The organism is Pseudomonas sp. S09G 359 (assembly GCF_002843605.1).
In the GTDB taxonomy this organism is placed as follows: domain Bacteria; phylum Pseudomonadota; class Gammaproteobacteria; order Pseudomonadales; family Pseudomonadaceae; genus Aquipseudomonas.
Map to the genome: position 1 here is coordinate 1,746,631 of NZ_CP025263.1, position 20,900 is coordinate 1,767,530.

Annotated in this window: 17 protein-coding genes; 12 read left to right on the forward strand and 5 right to left on the reverse strand. The window is 60.7% G+C overall.

From position 1 onward, the window contains the following. Positions 1–36: 36 nt before the first annotated feature. Complete coding sequence (gene pdxB, locus CXQ82_RS07945) at positions 37–1,182, forward strand: 4-phosphoerythronate dehydrogenase PdxB (protein WP_101267693.1); 1,146 nt, start codon at positions 37–39, stop codon at positions 1,180–1,182. A gap of 61 nt (positions 1,183–1,243) precedes the next feature. On the opposite strand, the gene CXQ82_RS31395 is transcribed toward pdxB, so the two are convergent. Next, positions 1,244–1,417 carry a PA1571 family protein gene (locus CXQ82_RS31395; protein ID WP_164445024.1) on the reverse strand — a complete coding sequence of 58 codons (174 nt, stop codon included), beginning with the start codon at positions 1,415–1,417 and terminating at the stop codon, positions 1,244–1,246. Positions 1,418–1,672: 255 nt separating this feature from the next. On the opposite strand from CXQ82_RS31395, the gene CXQ82_RS07950 reads away from it, so the two are divergent. Continuing rightward, a complete protein-coding gene (locus CXQ82_RS07950) occupies positions 1,673–3,451 on the forward strand; it encodes an ABC transporter transmembrane domain-containing protein (RefSeq protein ID WP_101267694.1) in 1,779 nt (592 codons plus the stop codon). Positions 3,452–4,022: 571 nt separating this feature from the next. Here the strand turns inward: CXQ82_RS07950 and CXQ82_RS07955 are convergent. Beyond that, positions 4,023–5,951: a transglycosylase SLT domain-containing protein gene (locus CXQ82_RS07955; protein ID WP_101267696.1), complete on the reverse strand. Its 1,929-nt coding sequence runs from the start codon at positions 5,949–5,951 to the stop codon at positions 4,023–4,025. 213 nt (positions 5,952–6,164) lie between these two features. Here CXQ82_RS07955 and CXQ82_RS07960 point away from each other — a divergent pair, with 213 nt between their 5' ends. Beyond that, positions 6,165–8,084: an ATP-binding cassette domain-containing protein gene (locus CXQ82_RS07960; RefSeq protein WP_101267698.1), complete on the forward strand. Its 1,920-nt coding sequence runs from the start codon at positions 6,165–6,167 to the stop codon at positions 8,082–8,084. A gap of 168 nt (positions 8,085–8,252) precedes the next feature. Here CXQ82_RS07960 and CXQ82_RS07965 read toward each other — a convergent pair whose 3' ends face one another. Next, on the reverse strand, positions 8,253–8,699 hold the full coding sequence (locus tag CXQ82_RS07965; RefSeq protein WP_101267699.1) for a universal stress protein: 447 nt from the start codon (positions 8,697–8,699) through the stop codon (positions 8,253–8,255). Between the two features lie 105 nt (positions 8,700–8,804). Between CXQ82_RS07965 and CXQ82_RS07970 the strand changes: the two genes are divergently transcribed. The 7 genes from CXQ82_RS07970 (at position 8,805) to CXQ82_RS08000 (ending at position 17,286) form a co-directional block, all read left to right on the forward strand. Further along, entirely contained in the window at positions 8,805–9,242 is a 438-nt protein-coding gene (locus CXQ82_RS07970) for a hypothetical protein (RefSeq protein WP_101267701.1), read from the forward strand. A gap of 498 nt (positions 9,243–9,740) precedes the next feature. Then, positions 9,741–11,888 carry a fatty acid oxidation complex subunit alpha FadB gene (fadB, locus tag CXQ82_RS07975; protein WP_101267702.1) on the forward strand — a complete coding sequence of 716 codons (2,148 nt, stop codon included), beginning with the start codon at positions 9,741–9,743 and terminating at the stop codon, positions 11,886–11,888. Positions 11,889–11,917: 29 nt separating this feature from the next. Beyond that, complete coding sequence (fadA, locus tag CXQ82_RS07980) at positions 11,918–13,093, forward strand: acetyl-CoA C-acyltransferase FadA (protein ID WP_024074080.1); 1,176 nt, start codon at positions 11,918–11,920, stop codon at positions 13,091–13,093. A gap of 96 nt (positions 13,094–13,189) precedes the next feature. After that, positions 13,190–13,426 carry a DUF1653 domain-containing protein gene (locus CXQ82_RS07985; RefSeq protein WP_101267704.1) on the forward strand — a complete coding sequence of 79 codons (237 nt, stop codon included), beginning with the start codon at positions 13,190–13,192 and terminating at the stop codon, positions 13,424–13,426. 114 nt (positions 13,427–13,540) lie between these two features. Next, a complete protein-coding gene (gene topA / locus CXQ82_RS07990) occupies positions 13,541–16,162 on the forward strand; it encodes a type I DNA topoisomerase (RefSeq protein ID WP_101267706.1) in 2,622 nt (873 codons plus the stop codon). Between the two features lie 219 nt (positions 16,163–16,381). Further along, the gene (locus CXQ82_RS07995) at positions 16,382–16,903 is read left to right on the forward strand and encodes a DUF6586 family protein (protein WP_101267708.1); all 522 of its coding nucleotides are present in this window, start codon (positions 16,382–16,384) and stop codon (positions 16,901–16,903) included. A 149-nt stretch (positions 16,904–17,052) separates the two neighbouring features. Next, positions 17,053–17,286 carry a hypothetical protein gene (locus CXQ82_RS08000; RefSeq protein WP_053255041.1) on the forward strand — a complete coding sequence of 78 codons (234 nt, stop codon included), beginning with the start codon at positions 17,053–17,055 and terminating at the stop codon, positions 17,284–17,286. Between the two features lie 305 nt (positions 17,287–17,591). Here the strand turns inward: CXQ82_RS08000 and sulA are convergent, their stop codons facing one another. Together sulA and lexA are read right to left on the reverse strand one after the other, a co-directional pair. Further along, positions 17,592–18,065, reverse strand: a complete 474-nt coding sequence (sulA, locus tag CXQ82_RS08005) for an SOS-induced cell division inhibitor SulA (protein ID WP_101267710.1) — start codon at positions 18,063–18,065, stop codon at positions 17,592–17,594. Positions 18,066–18,075: 10 nt separating this feature from the next. Next, positions 18,076–18,684, reverse strand: a complete 609-nt coding sequence (gene lexA, locus CXQ82_RS08010; protein ID WP_003172575.1) for a transcriptional repressor LexA — start codon at positions 18,682–18,684, stop codon at positions 18,076–18,078. A gap of 263 nt (positions 18,685–18,947) precedes the next feature. Between lexA and CXQ82_RS08015 the strand changes: the two genes are divergently transcribed. Together CXQ82_RS08015 and nagZ are read left to right on the forward strand one after the other, a co-directional pair. After that, positions 18,948–19,655: a TetR/AcrR family transcriptional regulator gene (locus CXQ82_RS08015; RefSeq protein ID WP_101267713.1), complete on the forward strand. Its 708-nt coding sequence runs from the start codon at positions 18,948–18,950 to the stop codon at positions 19,653–19,655. A gap of 144 nt (positions 19,656–19,799) precedes the next feature. Beyond that, positions 19,800–20,810, forward strand: a complete 1,011-nt coding sequence (nagZ, locus tag CXQ82_RS08020) for a beta-N-acetylhexosaminidase (protein WP_101267716.1) — start codon at positions 19,800–19,802, stop codon at positions 20,808–20,810. Positions 20,811–20,900 lie beyond the last annotated feature (90 nt).

Genomic DNA, 20,900 nt, shown 5'->3' on the forward strand with positions numbered 1-20,900 from the left:
AGCCTGTACACTGCTGGTCCGTGAAAGGAGCCTGCCATGCTGATTGTTGCCGACGAAAATATCCCTCTGCTTGACGCATTCTTCCAAGGATTTGGCGAGATTCGCCGGGTGCCTGGCCGCTCCATCGACCGCGCCACCGTCGAGCAGGCCGACGTGCTGCTGGTGCGCTCGGTAACCAACGTCAACCGTGCCCTGCTGGACGGCACCAACGTGCGTTTTGTCGGCACCTGCACCATCGGCACCGACCACCTCGACCTCGATTACTTCAAGCAGGCCGGTATCCAGTGGTCCAGCGCCCCCGGCTGCAATGCCCGCGGCGTGGTGGATTATGTGCTGGGCAGCCTGCAGACCCTGGCCGAAATCGAGGGCGCCGATCTCAATCAGCGCGCCTATGGTGTGGTGGGCGCCGGTGAAGTCGGCGGGCGGTTGGTCAAGGTGCTCAAGGGCCTGGGCTGGAACGTGCTGGTGTGCGACCCGCCGCGGCAGATCGCCGAAGATGGCGATTACGTGAGTTTGCAGCAGATCATTGAGCGGTGCGACGTGATCAGCCTGCACACGCCGTTGACCAAGTCAGGCAACGGTTCCACTTGGCATTTGTTTGACCGCCAGCGCCTGGAGCAGCTCAAGCCCGGCACTTGGCTGATCAACGCCAGCCGTGGTCCGGTGGTGGACAATGCCGCCCTGCGCGAGGTGTTACTGGCGCGCGAAGACCTGCAAGCGGTGCTGGACGTGTGGGAAGGCGAGCCCGAGGTGGACGTCGACCTGGCCGACCTGTGCGTGCTGGCCACGCCGCATATCGCCGGCTATAGCCTGGACGGCAGGCAGCGCGGTACGGCGCAGATCTACCAGGCATTCTGCGCCCACCTGGGCCAGGAACCCACGATTCAGTTGAGCGAGCTGCTGCCAAAAACGTGGCTGGCCGAGGTGCATGTGGATGCCGCCACCGACCCGGCCTGGGCGCTGGCGACGCTGTGCCGCAGCGTGTATGACCCACGCCGGGACGATGCGGATTTCCGCCGTAGCCTCGTAGGAACCGTAGAAGAACAACGCAAGGCATTCGACCTGCTGCGCAAGCACTATCCCGCGCGCCGCGAGATCGATGGCTTGAAAGTGCGCATCAATGGCGAATCGGCGGTGTTGTCGAACATCGTTTCGGCCCTGGGTGCCACCGAGCTGGTTTGAGCATGATGTGAGGCCATAAAAAAACCGGCCACCAGGGCCGGTTTGAAAGAGCTTGGGCGCTTCAGCCTTGCTGGGCAGGCTTGACCAGTCGCTGTTCCAGCTCGCTGCACGCTTGCTGGATCATCTCTTCGGTAATCTGCACTTCCTGGCCCTTGGCGTCGATGTACGAGCAGGGCAACTGCTGCGGTTGGCGGATCACTTCAATCTTGGCTTCACTGCTGTTTTGCAAGGTCATGGCCTGTCTCCTCATCAGGTTGTATACCTACTCTGAACCCGCCGCGTGACCGCGCTGTTACAACTCCTTGCACGATCTTCGGTTCGAACATCCAGTCCACCAGAAACCGCTACGGATTTCCAGCCAGCCATTAGACCGATAGCCTCTAGAGGCCCTTGTCGGCGGGCATAATTAACCTGACTCATTGTTATTTACTCAAGTTCCCCCAATGTTGTGGGTGTAGATACTTATCCCCCTGCGCAGGTAGTGCCCTCCATGTTTTCAGTCCGACAACGCCGTGCGATTCGCCTGGCCAGCCGCTTCATCGCGCCTTACCGCTGGCAGGCGCTGGGTGCCTTGTTGGCGCTGATTGTCACCGCTGGCATCACCTTGTCCATGGGGCAGGGCATTCGCCTGCTGGTGGACCAGGGTTTCATGACCCAATCGCCGCACCTGCTGAACCAGTCCATCGGTCTGTTCATGGTGCTGGTGCTCGGCCTGGCCGTGGGCACGTTTGCGCGGTTTTACCTGGTGTCGTGGATTGGCGAGCGGGTCGTCGCGGATATTCGCCGGCAGGTGTTCAACCACCTGATCTACCTGCACCCCGGGTTCTACGAGAACAACCGCAGTTCGGAAATCCAGTCGCGGCTGACCACCGACACCACCCTGCTGCAATCGGTGATCGGCTCGTCGCTGTCACTGTTCCTGCGCAATGCCTTGATGGTCATTGGCGGCATCGTGCTGCTGTTTGTCACCAACCCCAAGCTCACCAGCATCGTGGTGGTGGCGTTGCCGTTGGTGCTGGCGCCGATCCTGATTTTTGGTCGGCGCGTGCGCAGCTTGTCGCGCCTGAGCCAGGACCGGATTGCCGACGTGGGCAGCTATGTGTCCGAGACTCTTGGCCAGATCAAGACCGTGCAGGCCTATAACCACCAAGTGCAGGACGAACAGCGTTTCGCCGTGACCGTGGAAGACGCCTTCACCACCGCGCGCAAACGCATCACCCAGCGGGCCTGGCTGATTACCTTGGTGATCATGTTGGTGCTTGGCGCCGTGGGCGTGATGCTCTGGGTCGGCGGCATGGATGTGATCAACGGGCGCATTTCCGGCGGCGAACTGGCGGCCTTCGTGTTCTACAGCCTGATCGTCGGCAGCGCCGTCGGCACCCTCAGCGAAGTGCTGGGCGAGCTGCAACGCGCTGCCGGTGCAGCGGAACGGATCGGCGAGCTGTTGCAGTCCAATAATGAAATCCAGGCGCCGGCCGCCGGCACGGTGCAATTGCCTGAGCGGGTCAGCGGCCGCCTGGAGCTGCAGGACCTGCGCTTTTCCTACCCTTCGCGGCCGGACAGCTACGCTATCGATGGTTTGAACCTGACCATCAACCCCGGTGAAACCCTGGCATTGGTCGGGCCGTCGGGTGCCGGCAAATCGACGATTTTCGACCTGCTGCTGCGCTTCTACGACCCGCAGCAAGGCCGCATCCTGCTCGAAGGCCACTCGCTGACCGACCTCGACCCGCTTGACCTGCGCCGTCAGTTCGCCCTGGTGTCCCAGAGCCCGGCGCTGTTTTTTGGCAGCGTCGAAGAGAACATCCGCTACGGCAACCCTGCGGCGACCACGGAACAGGTGGAAGCCGCCGCGCGTATCGCCCACGCCCACGACTTCATCCTGCAAATGCCCGACGGCTACCAGACCCACCTCGGCGACGGCGGCATGGGGCTGTCCGGCGGCCAACGCCAACGCCTGGCCATCGCCCGTGCGCTGCTGGTGGACGCGCCGATCCTGCTGCTGGACGAAGCCACCAGCGCCCTCGACGCCCAGAGTGAACACTTGATCCAGCAAGCCTTGCCGCAACTGATGCAGGGCCGCACCACGCTGGTGATTGCCCACCGCCTGGCGACGGTAAAACACGCAGACCGGATAGCCGTGATGGACCAGGGCAAGCTCGTGGCAGTGGGCACGCACCAGCAGTTGATCGCCAGCAACCCGCTGTACGCGCGGTTGGCGGCGCTGCAGTTCAGTGATGGGGACGATGTCGCAAAAAGCCAAGGCTAGCGCGCTCTATGTAGTGAGCAGGCTTGCTGTGGCGAGCGGGCTTTGTGGCGAGCGGGCTTGCCCGCGTTGGAGTGCGAAGCGCTCCCACCCCAGGCTCCGCAGCTATACGGGTAGACCGCGTTCACTGTTATGGGGCTGCTGCGCAGCCCAACGCGGGCAAGCCCGCTCGCCACAACAAGCCCGCTTGCCACAATCATCCGGCTCTCCACAACAAGCCTGCTGCCACAGGTATGCGTTGCTGATCGTCGAAGTAGCACTAGCAGTTGATCGCCAGCAACCCGCTGTACGCGCGGAGGGCGGCGCTGCAGTTTAGTGATTGGGATGCCGGTTAAACACTAACCCTGTGCCTTGTGAGCTTGTTGTGGCGAGCGGGCTTGCCCGCGTTGGAGTGCGAAGCGCTCCCACTCCAGGCTCCGTAGCTATACGGGTAGACCGCGTTGACTGTTATGGGGCTGCTGCGCAGCCCAACGCGGGCAAGCCCGCTCGCCACAACAAGCCCGCTTGCCACAATCATCCGGCTCTCCACAATAAGCAGGCTTGCCACGGCAAGCCGGCTGCCACAGGTTAGGCGTTATTGATTGTCGAAGTAGCGCTCATGCCAATCCACCAGCGGCTGTGGTGAGTTGAGCTTCTGGCCGTAGATCACCGAATAAGACAGCACGTTCTGCACATACTGGCGGGTTTCGTCGAACGGGATGCTTTCCACCCATACATCGAAACTCAGGTGGTCCGCGCCGCGCAGCCATTGGCGTACGCGGCCGGGGCCGGCGTTGTAGGCGGCGGAGGCGAGCACGCGGTTGCCGTTGAACTGGCTGTGCACCTGGCTCAGGTAAGCGGCGCCAAGCTGGATGTTTTTGTCCGGGTCCAGCACCTGGGCGGGCGAGGCCAGCGGGATGCTGAATTTGCGCGCGGTTTCCTTGGCTGTCCCGGGCATCAGTTGCATCAGGCCGCTGGCGCCGACGCCGGAGCGGGCGTCGTCCATGAAGGCGCTTTCCTGGCGCGTGATAGCAAATACCCAGCTGGAATGCAGGCCACGCACCTTGGCTTCGCGCACCAGGGTGTCGCGGTGGGCCATGGGGAAGCGGATGTCCAGGTCGTCCCAGTACTGCGCCTGGCTGATCGTGCGGATCGCCGGGAAGTACCACTTCATGTCGTAGGCCAGCTTGGCCTGGGCGACCATCTCGTCACGGTTGAAGTGGCGGCTGACGTGGTACCACTCGCGGCGGCCATCGACGATCTGGCCACGTGCGTAGAACTCCAGGGCACGCCGCACGCCCGGGGTGTTACGGACTTTATTGACCAGCGCCTGGCTCATCAACAGCGGTTTGTTCTTCAGCTGGTACGGCGCCTTGGAGCGGTCGGCGGCGAGGAAACCGTAGAAGTCCCGTTCCTGCGCGAGGTTTTTGTACAGCACCAGCGGTTGCGGGTTCTTCGGCTCGGCCAGTTCCAGGCTGCGGGCCTGCCAGTAGCGCCAGCGGTTGGTGGTGGCCAGGTCTTGTGGGAGCTTGCGGGTCAACTGGTAGGCATCTTCCCAGCGGGCCAGGCGCAACAGTAGGCGCAGGCGCCATTCGGACACGGTGTTGTCGCGCAGCTCGGGGTCGTACTTGGTCATCACATCGAGTGCGCGCGGGTCATATCGGCGTGCCAGGGTCAGGCCGATTTCACGCGCGATCGACACTTTTTCGTCACGGGAGAAGTGCATGCTGCTGGCATACCCGTCGAGCAGGGCCATGGCTTTGTCCGGGTCCTGGCGCGCCAGGCGGCGCAGGCCCAGGCCTACGGCGTCGGACATAGCCTCGGTGGCCGGCAGGAAGCGCGACGGGTCGCTGAGCATGTCGGGCTTTTGCGCCACATCGACCATCAGGCGGCCCTGGGCGCCGAGCGTCGGCAGGGTTTTCACCAGGCTGTTGGCCAGCGCGTAGTTGCGGGCCTCGGCGGCCAGTTTGGCGCGGTCCCAGATTTTTTGTTCGGTGAGCTGGCCATCGGCGGCCCACTGGCCGAAGGTGGCATCGCAGGCGGCCGGTTGGGATTTACCGGTGAGCCAGAGTTTTTCAGTGTTCTTGTAGCCTTCGGCTTTAAGGTTGTGCGTCAGTTGAAACTGGGCATGCAGGCAGTCCAGCTCGACGAAATTGAGCTTGGGGTCGTAGTACTTTTCAAAGGTCTGCCAGTCGCCACGGTCGGCGAGCCAGCGCAACCAGCGCAGTTTCATCCAGTTGGCCTGGGGCAGGTCGCCGTTTTTGGCCAGGAATTGTTCGATTTCCTGGTTGCTCGCGGTTTTCAGGCGCGCGGTCAGTTCGTCGTAGGCCAGGTAGGGCGTCAGCGGGTAGTCGGCCAGGGCCTGGCTGTATTGCATGTAAGGGCCAGTGTCGCCCTTGGCCAGTGCGCGCTTGGCTTCATCGTAGTATTGACGTTGGGTGGTGAGGTCCACGGCCTGGGCGGATTGAACGGCGGTGGCGGAAAGAAGCAGACAAGATAAAAAGTTGAAAAGGCGACTGCGCATGAGACGTCCGTGCAGAGAAATCACGACTAGCGCCGGCATCGCCGACACTGATTGCCCCTAGCTTAGCCTTTTGCCAGCGAGCGGCGAAAGCTTTGCCGGCCGGTTCGTTCAAGTTCGCTGCAAATGTCCTACAGGACGTGTCTGTTGCGAAAATGCTGGCCGCATCCCACCCTCAAGTCAGGTAGAATGCGCGCCCAGTTTTTGGAGAAGCGTATGACCCTGCTCAAATTCAGCGATGTGTCCCTTGCTTTCGGCGCTATGCCGTTGTTGGACAAGGTGTCCTGGCAGATCGCCCGTGGTGAGCGGGTGTGCATCATCGGCCGCAACGGCACCGGCAAGTCCAGCATGATGAAGCTGGTAAAAGGCGACCAGAAGCCCGATGACGGCTCTGTCTGGCGTGCCCCAGGCCTGAAGATCGGCGAATTGCCGCAAGAATTGCCGGTGGCCGACGGACGGACAGTGTTCGACGTGGTTGCCGAAGGCCTGGATGGCGTGGGCGAGTTGCTGGCGCAATACCATCACCTGGCGCAGAACTGCGTCACCGAAGCTGACCTGGACAAGCTGATGCACGTTCAGCAAGACCTCGAAGCCCGTGATGGCTGGCGCTTGCAGCAATTGGTCGACAGTACCCTGAGCCGCCTGCAACTGCCGGCCGACAAGACCCTCGCCGAGTTGTCCGGCGGCTGGCGTCGCCGTGTGCTGCTGGCCCAGGCGCTGGTGTCCGAGCCGGACCTGCTGCTGCTTGACGAGCCGACCAACCACCTGGACATCGGCGCCATCGCCTGGCTGGAAGAAGCCCTCAAGGAATTCCAGGGCGCCGTGCTGTTTATCACGCACGACCGTTCCTTCCTGCAGAACCTGGCCACGCGCATCCTGGAACTGGACCGTGGCGGCCTGATCGATTGGAACGGCGACTACGCCAGCTTCCTGGTGCACAAGGAAGCGGCACTGGCGGCAGAAGAAACCGCCAACGCGCTGTTCGACAAGAAGCTGGCCCAGGAAGAAGTCTGGATCCGCCAGGGCATCAAGGCCCGCCGTACCCGTAACGAAGGCCGCGTGCGCGCCCTGAAAGCCTTGCGCGTAGAGCGCAGCGAGCGTCGCGAGCGCACCGGCAAGGCGAATATCCAGCTGGACACCGCCGACAAGTCGGGCAAGCAGGTGATGGTGCTGGAAAACGTCAGCTTCCATCACCCGGACGGCCCGTTCCTGATCAAGGACTTCTCCATGGTCCTGCAGCGCGGCGACCGTATCGGCCTGTTGGGCGCCAACGGCACCGGCAAGACTACCTTGCTCAAGCTGATGCTCAGCGGTCTGCAGCCGACCAGCGGTACGGTGGAAGAGGGCACGCGTATCGACGTGGCTTACTTCGACCAGTTGCGTCACCAGTTGGATCTGGAAAAAACCGTGATCGACAACGTGGCCGAAGGCCGCGACTTTATCGATATCGACGGCCAGAGCCGCCACGTACTCAGCTACCTGGGCGACTTCCTGTTCAGCCCGCAACGTGCACGTACGCCGGTGAAAGCCTTGTCCGGTGGTGAGCGCGCGCGCCTGCTGCTGGCCAAGCTGTTCAGCAAGCCGGCCAACCTGCTGGTACTCGACGAACCGACCAACGACCTCGACGTAGAAACCCTTGAGCTGCTGGAAGAGGTCCTGCTGACCTTCAATGGCACCGTGCTGATGGTCAGCCACGACCGGGCATTCCTCGACAACGTGGTCACCAGCACCCTGGTCTTCGAAGGCGAAGGCAAGGTGCGTGAATACGTCGGTGGTTACCAGGACTGGCTGCGTCAGGGCGGCTCGCCGCGCCTGCTGGGCGTGACCGAGAGCAAGTCCGGCAAGGCCGACTTGACCTCGGCGGTCGTTGCCCCGGTGGCCGCTGCGGCACCTGCGGTAGAAGCTGCTCCGGCCGCCAAGAAGAAACTCAGCTACAAGCTGCAGCGTGAGCTGGAAGCCTTGCCGGGCGATATCGACGCCAAGGAACAGCAGATTGCCGCCGTAGAAGCGGACATGGCTGACGCAGGCTTCTACCTGCGCCCGGCGGCGGAAACCGCCAAGGTCATCGCCTCCCTGGAGACGTTGAACCAGGAGCTGGAAGTGCTGATGGAGCGTTGGGCCGAGCTGGATGCCTGATTGATCCGCACGCAATAAAAAACCCGGTGCTCATCTGATGAGCACCGGGTTTTTCATATGAAATGCAGTTCAAATGTGGGAGGGGGCTTGCCCCCGATTGCGGTGTTTCAGTCACCAGATGTATCAACTGACAGACTGCTATCGGGGGCAAGCCCCCTCCCACAGGTCTTACTTGTTGGTGTCCTTGACCAGCTTCACCGCCAGCACATCACACGGCGCGCCGTGCAGTACGTCGTTGGCAGTAGAGCCCAGCAGCAGCGCCAGGCCGTGTCGGCCATGGCTGCCAACCACGATCAGGTCGCAAGCCTTTTCCTTGGCAAGATGGTGGATCTCCTGGCGCGGTTGGCCGTACGTGAGGTGGCAGTCATCTTTTTGCAGGTGCGGGTATTTGAGGATCAGGCGGTCGAGGCGCTCTTTGGCCTGGTCGAATTGTTGTTGCTGCAACTGGGAAAGGTCCATCGGCACGTCGCCACCGAAGGCCATGGCCATGGGCTCTACGATGTGCACGAGAGACAGTTTGGCGCCATTGGCAATTGCAGATTCCTGCGCGCGCTTGATCACTGGGTCGCACTCTTCGGTCAGATCGACAGCGACCAGAATATGTTGGTAGGGCATGAGGCGTTCCTCCAGGGGACTGCAATAAGTTCAGTATGGCTGCTTTCAAGCGGATGGGGTTGCGACAGATCAAATCCGCTCATCTAGAAATTCGGGAGTACACATATGACGGTCTGGATAGTGGTGTCAATCCTTGCAGTGGTTCTTAGCCCTCTGGCATGGCTGCGTCCGTCGCGTCATCAGAGCGGGCGCATGGCCCTGCGCATGGAGGCGCGCCGCATCGGCCTGAGCATGCAACTGGCGCCCCAGGAGTGGCCGCACTGGCTCAAACAGGAGCCGCCGAGCCCCTGCGCGCAGTATTGCCGGCCACGACGCGGCAGTGCGCCGGCCACCTGGAGTTACTGGCAGTTGGAGCCGGGGGTGTGGGTCAACCAATGGCGTGAAGTGTGTACGGATGCGAAGTTGTTGCCGCATTTTGCAACGCTGCCGGCAAACGTCTATAAGGTCGAGGCCGACGCGCAAATGATCGCCTTGTATTGGGGCGAGAAAGGCGAGCCGAGCGTGTTGAAAGACATCGATACGTTACTCAAGGCATTGGCCTGACCGAATCCCGGGCAATAAAAAGCCCGACATCATCATCGGGCTGGAGTTGGCCAGGCAGGCCGGTAAATCGCTGATACATCACGCCGGGTGTTCGCCCAAGCGTTCTGACTATTCTGTAACGAGTGCCGCAAGCCTAGCGGTATATCCGGATCTGTACAGCCTTTTCCGGCGCCTTTTCGATTATTGATCCTGTGAATACCTCCATATTGGTCGAGCACGTGCTCGGGGGCGAGGTTCTGAAATGACTGGAAAGTCGCGTTTTTCCTAGCCTTTCGAGCGATTGACAATTGCTCGGAATTGGATGAAGGTGGCGTACCCAAATCAAACGGGCGTATGAATTGAGCGTTTGTCTGTCAGACCGCTCATACAGAACCCCGACTAGCGCATTGGCGGGTGTGCCTGGCGGATTGGCGTGAGCATTGACGCAACTGTCAATGTCCAACCAGAGGCCAGCGTCCAATGTGTACTGTTCAGCTTCCATATCGTGGAGATCAGTTGATGATTTACGAAGGTAAAGCCATCACGGTTAAGGCTCTTGAAAGTGGCATCGTCGAATTGAAATTCGACCTCAAGGGTGAGTCCGTCAACAAGTTCAACCGTCTAACCCTGAATGAATTGCGTCAGGCCGTAGACACCATCAAAGCAGATGCGTCGGTCAAGGGCGTGATCGTCTCCAGCGGCAAGGACGTGTTTATCGTCGGCGCTGACATCACCGAATTCGTCGACAACTTCAAGCTGCCCGATGCCGAGCTGGTGGCTGGCAACCTCGAAGCCAACAAGATTTTCAGCGATTTCGAAGACCTCAACGTGCCAACCGTTGCCGCGATCAACGGTATCGCGCTGGGCGGCGGCTTTGAAATGTGCCTGGCCGCAGACTTCCGCGTCATGTCGGCCACTGCAAAAATTGGCCTGCCTGAAGTCAAGCTGGGCATCTACCCGGGCTTTGGCGGCACCGTCCGCCTGCCGCGCCTGATCGGTGCCGACAACGCCATCGAGTGGATTGCCGCCGGCAAGGAAAACCGTGCTGAAGACGCGCTGAAAGTCGGTGCCGTCGATGCCGTGGTTGCCCCGGACAAACTCGCCGAAGCCGCACTGAACCTGATCAAGGGCGCCATCAGCGGCGAATTTGACTACAAGGCCAAGCGTCAGCCGAAGCTGGAGAAACTCAAGCTCAACGCCATCGAACAAATGATGTCGTTCGAAACCGCCAAAGGTTTCGTGGCAGGCCAGGCCGGCCCGAACTACCCGGCGCCGGTTGAAGCGATCAAGACCATCCAGAAGGCCGCGAACTTCGGTCGCGACAAAGCCCTGGAAGTGGAAGCAGCAGGCTTCGTCAAACTGGCGAAAACCTCGGCTGCCCAGAGCCTGATCGGCCTGTTCCTGAACGACCAGGAATTGAAGAAAAAGGCCAAGGCCTACGACGAAATCGCCCGCGACGTGAAACAGGCTGCCGTACTTGGCGCCGGTATCATGGGCGGTGGTATCGCCTATCAGTCGGCGTCCAAAGGCACGCCGATCCTGATGAAAGATATCAACGAGCACGGTATCGAGCAGGGCCTGGCGGAAGCCGCCAAGCTGCTGGTGGGCCGCGTGGATAAAGGTCGCATGACGGCGGCGAAAATGGCCGAAGTGCTTAACGGTATTCGTCCTACGCTGTCCTACGGCGATTTCGGCCACGTCGACCTGGTGGTCGAAGCCGTTGTCGAGAACCCGAAGGTCAAGCAAGCCGTACTGGCCGAAGTGGAAGCCCAGGTCAAAGACGACACCATCCTGGCCTCGAACACCTCGACCATTTCCATCTCGCTGCTGGCCAAGGCCCTCAAGCGTCCGGAAAACTTCGTCGGCATGCACTTCTTCAACCCCGTGCACATGATGCCGCTGGTGGAAGTGATCCGTGGCGAGAAGTCCAGCGAACTGGCGGTTGCCACCACCGTTGCCTATGCCAAGAAAATGGGCAAGAACCCGATCGTGGTCAATGACTGCCCGGGCTTCCTGGTCAACCGCGTGCTCTTCCCGTACTTCGGCGGTTTTGCCAAGCTGGTCAGCGCCGGTGTGGACTTTGTACGCATCGATAAAGTGATGGAAAAATTCGGCTGGCCAATGGGCCCGGCGTACCTGATGGACGTGGTCGGCATCGACACCGGCCACCACGGTCGCGACGTAATGGCTGAAGGCTTCCCGGACCGCATGAAAGACGACCGCCGCTCGGCGATCGACGCGCTCTACGAGGCCAAGCGCCTGGGCCAGAAGAACGGCAAGGGCTTCTACGCCTACGAGGCCGACAAGAAGGGCAAGCAGAAGAAAGTGGCCGACCCGTCGGTGCACGAAGTACTCGCTCCGGTCATCTACGAGCAGCGTGAGGTGTCGGACGAAGACATCATCAACTGGATGATGATCGCCCTGTGCCTGGAAACCGTGCGTTGCCTGGAAGACGGCATCGTTGAAACCGCCGCCGAAGCCGATATGGGCCTGGTGTACGGTATTGGTTTCCCTCCATTCCGTGGTGGTGCGCTGCGTTACATCGATTCGATCGGTGTGGCCGAGTTCGTTGCCCTGGCTGACAAATACGCTGATTTGGGCCCGCTGTACCACCCGACCGCGAAGCTGCGTGAGATGGCCAAGAACGGCCAGAGCTTCTTCGGTTAAGCGCCCAGACGACTAGAGCGAGAATATTTATGAGCTTGAATCCAAGAGACGTGGTGATTGTCGACTTCGGTCGCACGCCGATGGGCCGCTCCAAGGGCGGCATGCACCGCAACACCCGTGCCGAAGACATGTCGGCGCACCTGATCAGCAAATTGCTGGAACGCAACGTCAAGGTCGACCCGAACGAAGTCGAAGACGTGATCTGGGGCTGCGTCAACCAGACCCTGGAGCAGGGCTGGAACATCGCACGCATGGCGTCGTTGATGACCCAGATCCCTCACACGGCAGCCGGCCAGACCGTGAGCCGCCTGTGCGGTTCGTCGATGAGCGCGCTGCACACCGCCGCCCAGGCGATCATGACCGGCAACGGTGATGTGTTCGTGGTCGGTGGCGTGGAGCACATGGGCCACGTCAGCATGATGCACGGCGTGGACCCTAACCCGCACATGTCGCTGTACGCGGCAAAAGCCTCGGGCATGATGGGCCTCACCGCAGAAATGCTCGGCAAAATGCACGGCATTACCCGCGAAGCCCAGGACGCGTTCGGCCTGCGTTCCCATCAACTCGCCCACAAGGCGACCGTGGAAGGCAAGTTCAAGGATGAAATCATCCCGATGAACGGCTACGACGAGAACGGCTTCCTGAAACTGTTCGACTACGACGAAACCATTCGTCCGGACACCACCCTGGAAAGCCTGGCGGCCTTGAAACCCGCTTTCAATCCAAAGGGCGGCACCGTGACAGCCGGCACTTCGTCGCAAATTACCGACGGTGCTTCGTGCATGATCGTGATGTCGGCGCAGCGTGCCCAGGACCTGGGCATCCAGCCGCTGGCCGTGATCCGTTCGATGGCCGTGGCGGGTGTGGACCCGGCGATCATGGGCTATGGTCCAGTACCGGCCACACAAAAAGCCTTGAAGCGCGCGGGCCTGACCATCTCCGATATCGACTTCTTCGAGCTCAACGAAGCTTTCGCCGCACAGGCCCTGCCAGTGCTGAAAGATTTGAAAGTACTCGACAAGATGAACGAGAAGGTTAACCTGCACGGCGGTGCGATTGCCCTGGGCCACCCATTTGGTTGCTCCGGTGCACGTATTTCCGGCACTTTGCTTAACGTGATGAAGCAAAATGGCGGCAACCTTGGGGTTGCAACCATGTGCATTGGTCTCGGCCAAGGCATTTCCACCGTCTTCGAACGCGTTTAAGCGTTCGGTTGGCGGAAGCCGGGGCCCAGTGCCCCGGTTTTTGTTTTTGGGCAGTTTTGAATTTTTTTTTAATAAATTTTGTAAGAGGGCCAGAGCATGAAAGTCGAACCAGGGCTCTACCAACATTATAAGGGGCCGCAGTACCGCGTTTTTAACGTGGCACGGCACTCCGAGACCGAAGAAGAAGTGGTGTTTTACCAAGCACTGTATGGCGATTACGGCTTTTGGGTGCGCCCGTTGAGCATGTTCCTCGAGACCGTCGAAGTTGACGGCGAGCAGGTCCCGCGCTTTGCTTTGGTCCAGGCCGAACCCAGTGTTTTTTCAGGGCAATAACGGCAGGCCGCGCAGAATGCTGCGCTTGACCTCACCTTGTTGCCACTATATATAGCGTTGCCGCGTCAGGCGCCAACTGCCTTTCACTTCTCGAATTCAGGAATTTTCTGATCCATGGGCAAATCGCTGGTCATTGTGGAATCCCCGGCTAAGGCCAAGACCATCAACAAGTACTTGGGCAACGAGTACGTGGTGAAGTCGAGTATCGGCCATATCCGAGACCTGCCCACCAGCGGTTCGGCTAGCGCCAGCAAGGAGCCTGCTGCCAAGCGCGGCAAGGCGGCTGCGGGCGAAGGTCCGGTACTCACGCCTAAAGAGAAAGCGCGCAAGCAGCTGGTCTCGCGCATGGGTGTGGACCCGGAACATGGCTGGAAGGCCAAGTACGAAATCCTTCCGGGCAAGGAAAAGGTCATCGAAGAGCTGCGCCGGCTCGCCAAAGATGCCGACACCATCTATCTCGCAACGGACTTGGACCGCGAAGGGGAAGCCATTGCCTGGCACCTGCGGGAAGCCATCGGCGGTGACGACAGCCGCTACAAGCGTGTGGTGTTCAACGAAATCACCAAGAAAGCCATCCAGGAAGCCTTCTCCAAGCCGGGCGAACTGGACATCGACCGCGTCAATGCCCAACAGGCCCGTCGTTTCCTCGACCGCGTCGTGGGCTACATGGTTTCGCCACTGCTGTGGGCCAAGATCGCCCGTGGCCTGTCCGCCGGCCGTGTGCAATCGGTAGCGGTAAAGCTGGTGGTGGAGCGTGAGCGCGAGATCCGTGCGTTCAACCCCGAAGAATATTGGGAAGTGCATGCCGACCTCGGTACCGCCAAGGGCGCCAACGTGCGCTTTGAAGTGGCCCGTGAGAAAGGCGAGGCGTTCAAGCCGCTGAACGAAGCCCAGGCCATGGCCGCGCTGGAAAAGCTCAAGGCTTCCAGCTACAGCATCGTCAAGCGCGAAGACAAGCCGACCAGCAGCAAGCCGTCGGCGCCGTTCATCACGTCCACCCTGCAACAGGCCGCGAGCAACCGCCTGGGCTTCGGCGTGAAGAAAACCATGATGATGGCCCAGCGTCTGTACGAAGCCGGCTACATCACTTATATGCGTACTGACTCCACCAACCTGTCGCAAGACGCGGTGGCGATGGCGCGTACTTATATTGAAAGCGAATTCGGCAAGAAGTACCTGCCGGAGAAGCCGAACGTCTACAGCAGCAAAGAGGGCGCCCAGGAGGCTCACGAAGCGATTCGTCCTTCCGACGCCAACACCGAGCCAAGCAAGCTCAGTGGCATGGAGCGCGACGCTGAGCGCCTCTACGAGCTGATCTGGCGCCAGTTCCTGGCGTGCCAGATGCTGCCGGCGCAATACCTGTCCACTACCGTCACCGTGGCGGCTGCGGACTTTGAGCTGCGTGCCAAGGGCCGCATCCTCAAGTTCGACGGTTACACCCGGGTGATGCCGCAGATCGCCAAGCCTGGCGATGACGACGTGCTGCCGGACATGGCCCAGGGCGACACGTTGAAGCTGATCAAGCTCGACCCGTCCCAGCACTTCACCAAGCCGCCGGCGCGTTACTCTGAAGCCAGCCTGGTGAAAGAGATGGAGAAACGCGGAATCGGTCGTCCTTCGACCTACGCGGCGATCATCTCGACCATTCAGGACCGTGGCTACGTCGCGCTGCATAACCGTCGTTTCTATTCGGAAAAGATGGGCGATATTGTTACTGAGCGTCTGTCCGAGAGCTTCTCCAACCTGATGGACTACGGCTTTACCGCCGGCATGGAAGAGAACCTCGACGACGTGGCCCAGGGCGAGCGCGACTGGAAAAACGTGCTGGATGAGTTCTACGGCGACTTCAAGAAAAAGCTCGAAGTGGCCGAAAGCCCTGAGAGCGGCATGCGCGCCAACCAGCCGGTGATGACCGACATCCCGTGCCTGACCTGCGGCCGCCCGATGCAGATTCGTACTGCATCCACAGGCGTTTTCCTCGGTTGCTCGGGTTACAGCCTGCCGCCGAAAGAGCGCTGCAAGGCCACCGTCAACCTGGTGCCGGGCGATGAAATTGCGGCCGACGACGAGGGTGAATCCGAGTCGCTGGTACTGCGTGGCAAGCACCGCTGCCCGATCTGCAGCACGGCGATGGACGCCTACCTGCTGGACGAGAAGCACAAGCTGCACATCTGCGGTAACAACCCGGATTGCGACGGCTACGAGATCGAGGAAGGCAGCTACCGCATCAAGGGCTACGAAGGCCCGAGCCTGGAATGCGACAAGTGCGGCAGCGAGATGCAGCTCAAGACCGGCCGTTTCGGCAAGTTCTTCGGTTGTACCAACCCGACGTGCAAGAACACCCGCAAGCTGCTCAAGAGCGGTGATGCGGCGCCGCCGAAGATGGACCCGGTGAAGATGCCCGAACTCAAGTGCGAGAAGGTCAACGACACCTACATCCTGCGTGACGGCGCTTCGGGCCTGTTCCTGGCTGCCAGCCAGTTCCCGAAAAACCGCGAAACCCGTGCACCGTTGGTGTTGGAGATCGTGCCGCACAAGGACGAGATCGATCCTAAGTATCACTTCCTGTGCGAAGCGCCGAAGAAGGATCCCGACGGTCGCCCGGCCGTGATCCGCTACAGCCGCAAGACCAAGGAGCAGTATGTGCAGACCGAAGTGGACGGCAAGCCTACGGGCTGGAAAGCGTTCTACGATGGCGGCAAGTGGAAGGTCGAGGACAAGCGCCAGGGCGCTTGATCGTCTAATCTGACCACTACAAAGGCCGCCTGCATAGGCGGCCTTTTCTTAGTGTAAAAGTGAGATCATTGTGGCGAGCAAGCTTGCTTGCGCTGGGGTGCGAAGCGCCCCAAAAAAGCGGGCGACCACTACGCAGTCGAACGGGAGAAAGCTCCCCTCCACAGCAAGCTCGCTCCTGCAAAGCCAGCATCACGTCTATTCGTTGTGGAGATTGCCGTTATGGCCAACGAACTCTATACCCGTACCAATCAGAAAATTTACTTCGCGGGTTTGTCCCTGGAAGCCCTTGGCCGTGCCGAGGAAGGGAAGGAGATGAATGCCATCGCGCTGGTCCAGGCGGGGCGTGAGGCAGCCTTGTTCCACCTGTACGGCGCCTTGTTGGGGCTGTGCCATGAGATCGCCGGGTTCTACCGCTTGCCACAGGCCGGTTCGCCCCGCGCAGAAATGATCATGAATCGCGAAGTGCTGGAGTCCATGGCGATCCCTGAACTGGCCGAGTTGGTGGAAATGGCCCAGAGCCCGGACAGCTGGGTTGCACGCCTGCTCAAGGCGCATGCGGATATGTTCCAGCCGCCACGTATACCCCACGTGCCCAAGGGTGACGTGACCCAACCGCTGATCGTAGCGGTGGCGCTGGAGGAGGAAGAGCCCAAGCCCCTGAGCCGCGAAGAGCTGGAAGGCTGGCGCCAGGAGTTGAAGAAGATGGCGCTGCGTTTTCGTGAAGGCCTGAACGAGTGCTGAGACGGTGTTGCGGATAGACACCATTCATCACTGTGGGAACGAGTCATCCCGGCACCGTTCATCAAGCCGTAAAGAAACCTCTTCAGATCCTCAGCGAGGCCGGGTGGATGACTGATATAATCCCGGCATTTCGTGGAGAACAGACTTTTATGCCGACGTCCTTTCTGGAAATTGTTGAACTGCCTGACGGCCGAATCGAGTTGCGCCGGGCTGAGGACGAGGGTTCTCTGGTTATTCTGGACTTTTCCGAAGACGCCAAAGCGTTCCTGCAAGGCCAGCACGTGGAAGTGGCAAAAGCCATGTTGAGCGTAGGTGTGCAGATGGCTGGTCGCCTGGCGGAAGGCGAGCCGGAGAAAGACGATGGGCCGCGGGTTCTTCACTGAGTCTGTGTTGCAAGCAAGCTTGTTGTGGTTGAGTGGGCTTGTTGTAGTTGCCCGGGTTTGTTGTGGCGAGCGTGCTTAGTGTGACGAGCGTGCTTGTTGTGGCGAGCGGGCTTGCCCGCGTTGGGCTGCGAAGCAGCCCCAGAAGCAGCCACTGTGTAATACCTGATATACCGCATTAATCTATTTAGGGCCGCTTCGCAGCCCAACGCGGGCAAGCCCGCTCGCCACAATAAGCCCGTTGGCCACAACAATTCTGCTGGCCACAACAAGTCTGTTGGCCACAACAAGCCCGCCCTTTTGCCGCATCAACCCAATCGAATATTCAAGCTCTGCGCATCGCCCGTACGTGCGGCGCTGATCAGTTGCTGCTTGGCACTGGCGTTCAGTGGGTTCAACCAGCTTACAACCGTATGGCTACGGCCCAGGCGCAACGCCTCGCAGGTTAATTGCTGGGCGCTTTGCGTGCCGCGCGGCTGCAGCAACAGGATGCGTTCGCGGTTGAGTCCGGCGTCCCGCAGCCAGGTCTGGGTCAGGCTGGCGGGCGGGGCGATCAGAGTCAGCCAGCGGGCGTCCTGTTCCTCGCTCAATTCACGAAGGATCGGCGCCAGCAGGCTCAGGCAGCTCCCAGCCGCACCGCGCAACGACAATTCACTGAACGCCTCGGGCTCGGCGCTCCAGGGCGCCTCGACCGTTTCCTTGAGGATCGGCGCAAGGGGTTGGGCCATAAAGGCCTCAAACAGCGACAGTTGTGTGTGTTGGGGCGTGTGCACGAGCTGCATGATGTCTCCTTTAGCGGCGAATGACGCCGACACTCAAGCCTTCGATCACAAGGTCCTGATCTTTCAGGTTCACTTCAATCGGCGCGAACTCAGGGTTCTCGGCCAGGAGCCAGACCTTGCTGCCTTCGCGCTTGAAGCGTTTTACGGTAACTTCGTCGCCAATACGGGCAACGACGATCTGGCCATTGCGGGCTTCGCGAGTGGTGTGGACGGCCAGCAGGTCGCCATCGAAAATACCCACGTCCTTCATGCTCATGCCGTGCACGCGCAACAGGTAGTCGGCGCGAGGATGGAAGAAGGTCGGGTTGATGTTGCAGGATTCTTCGACGTGCTGCTGTGCCAGGATCGGCGCACCGGCGGCGACGCGGCCGATGATTGGCAGTGTCGATTCGTCGGCCTTGGCTTCAAAGCCAGGGATGCGAATACCGCGCGAAGCACCTGGGGTCATTTCGATCGCGCCTTTGCGAGCGAGGGCCTTGAGGTGTTCTTCGGCAGCGTTGGGGGATTTGAACCCCAGCTCCAGCGCGATTTCCGCTCGTGTCGGCGGGTAGCCGTTGTCATCGAGGCAGCGCTTGATAAAAGCCAGAATCTCAGCTTGGCGTGGCGTCAGTTTTAGCATGTTGATCGCTCTGTCTTTTTATACAGTGACTGGGATTATATACAGTGAACTGCGCTTGGCAATCATCCTTTTTGGCTGCTCCGCTGGACGGTCATTCGTCACCCGCCCTGGAGGGCAGAGATAGCGCTGCCTACACAGCGGGAAGGATGTGATTAAATAGCGATGAAATAGATGACTGCCCAGCCGGAAAACGGACTCGTAGACTTGACAAGACACACCCTGAAACGTATGTTTCAAACAAGTGTTTGTCAGGCGGAGTAGCCATGGCCCAGTCGGAAACCGTTGAACGCATTCTCGATGCTGCCGAGCAATTGTTCGCGGAAAAAGGATTTGCTGAAACTTCATTGCGGCTGATCACCAGCAAAGCGGGGGTCAACCTCGCGGCGGTGAACTACCATTTCGGTTCGAAAAAGGCCCTGATCCAGGCAGTGTTCTCGCGCTTCCTGGGGCCGTTCTGTGCCAGCCTCGACCGTGAACTGGAGCGCCGCCAGGCCAAGGCCGACCACAAGCCAAGCCTGGAAGACCTGCTGGAAATCCTCGTGGAGCAAGCGCTGGTGGTGCAACCGCGCAGTGGCAATGACCTGTCGATCTTCATGCGTTTGCTGGGCCTGGCTTTCAGTCAGAGCCAGGGCCACCTGCGGCGTTACCTGGAAGACATGTACGGCAAAGTATTCCGTCGCTATATGTTGCTGGTCAACGAAGCCGCGCCGCGTATCCCACCGATCGAGCTGTTCTGGCGCGTGCACTTCATGCTCGGCGCGGCGGCGTTCAGCATGTCCGGGATCAAGGCGTTGCGTGCGATTGCCGAGACCGATTTTGGCGTGAATACGTCCATTGAGCAGGTCATGCGCCTGATGGTGCCGTTCCTGGCGGCCGGCATGCGCGCAGAAACCGGCGTAACCGACCCGGCCATGGCCGCCGCCCAACTGCGCCCACGCAGCAAAACCACGCCAACCGTCGCCAAGGTTTGACCGCTCCGGGTGTGCGCGGCCGCTTGCATCCGCTAAGCTAGCCGCCATGCCGATTTCAGCTATTTACTCGCAACCCGTTGTGCTCGCCGCGCGTATCGCGCGCCATGAGTGCAACGGGTTGTGTGCGTTATTTAAGGAAGGTTTATGACTGCTGCCCTACAAGGTTCTTTGATGGTCGACGTGGCCGGTACCTGGCTGACGGCCGAGGATCGCCAGCTGTTACGCCAGCCTGAGGTGGGCGGCCTGATCATTTTTGCGCGCAATATCGAGCATCCGCGCCAGGTGCGCGAGTTGAGCGCGGCGATCCGTGCCGTGCGCCCGGATCTGCTGCTGGCCGTCGACCAGGAGGGTGGCCGCGTGCAGCGCCTGCGCCAGGGTTTTGTGCGCCTGCCGGCCATGCGCGCGTTGGCGGATAACCCCAACGCCGAATACCTGGCCGAGCAGTGCGGCTGGATCATGGCCACTGAAGTGCTGGCGGTGGGCCTCGACCTGAGCTTCGCCCCGGTACTGGACCTGGACTACCAGCGCAGCGCCGTGGTCGGTACCCGCTCGTTTGAAGGCAACCCTGAGCGCGCCGCCGTGCTTGCGGGTGCGTTTATCCGCGGCATGAACAGCGCCGGTATGGCCGCCACCGGTAAACACTTCCCAGGCCACGGTTGGGCCGAGGCCGATTCCCACGTCGCGATTCCCAATGACGAACGCAGCCTGGAACAGATTCGCGCCAATGACCTGGTGCCTTTCGCACGCCTGAGCAAGCAATTGGCGGCTGTGATGCCGGCCCACGTGATCTACCCGCAGGTCGATACTCAGCCGGCAGGCTTCTCGCGCCGCTGGTTGCAGGACATCCTGCGCGGCGAGTTGCAGTTTGACGGGGTTATTTTCAGCGATGACCTGTCAATGGCCGGCGCCCATGTGGTTGGTGATGCGGCCAGTCGGATCGAAGCGGCACTGACGGCGGGTTGCGACATGGGCCTGGTGTGCAATGACCGTGCGGCTGCTGAGCTGGCATTGAGTGCGGCGCAGCGCATGAAGGTCACGCCGTCGGCGCGGATTGCGCGGATGCGTGGGCAGGTGGTTGCGTCGACGGATTACAAGCAGGACCCGCGTTGGTTGGCGGCGCTTACTGCGTTGCGGGATGCTCAGTTGATCGACTGACGACCGCGTCGCGCCCATCGGGGGCAAGCCCCTCCCACATTTGATCGCATTCACAAATCAAAGTGTGGGAGGGGGCTTGCCCCCGATGGC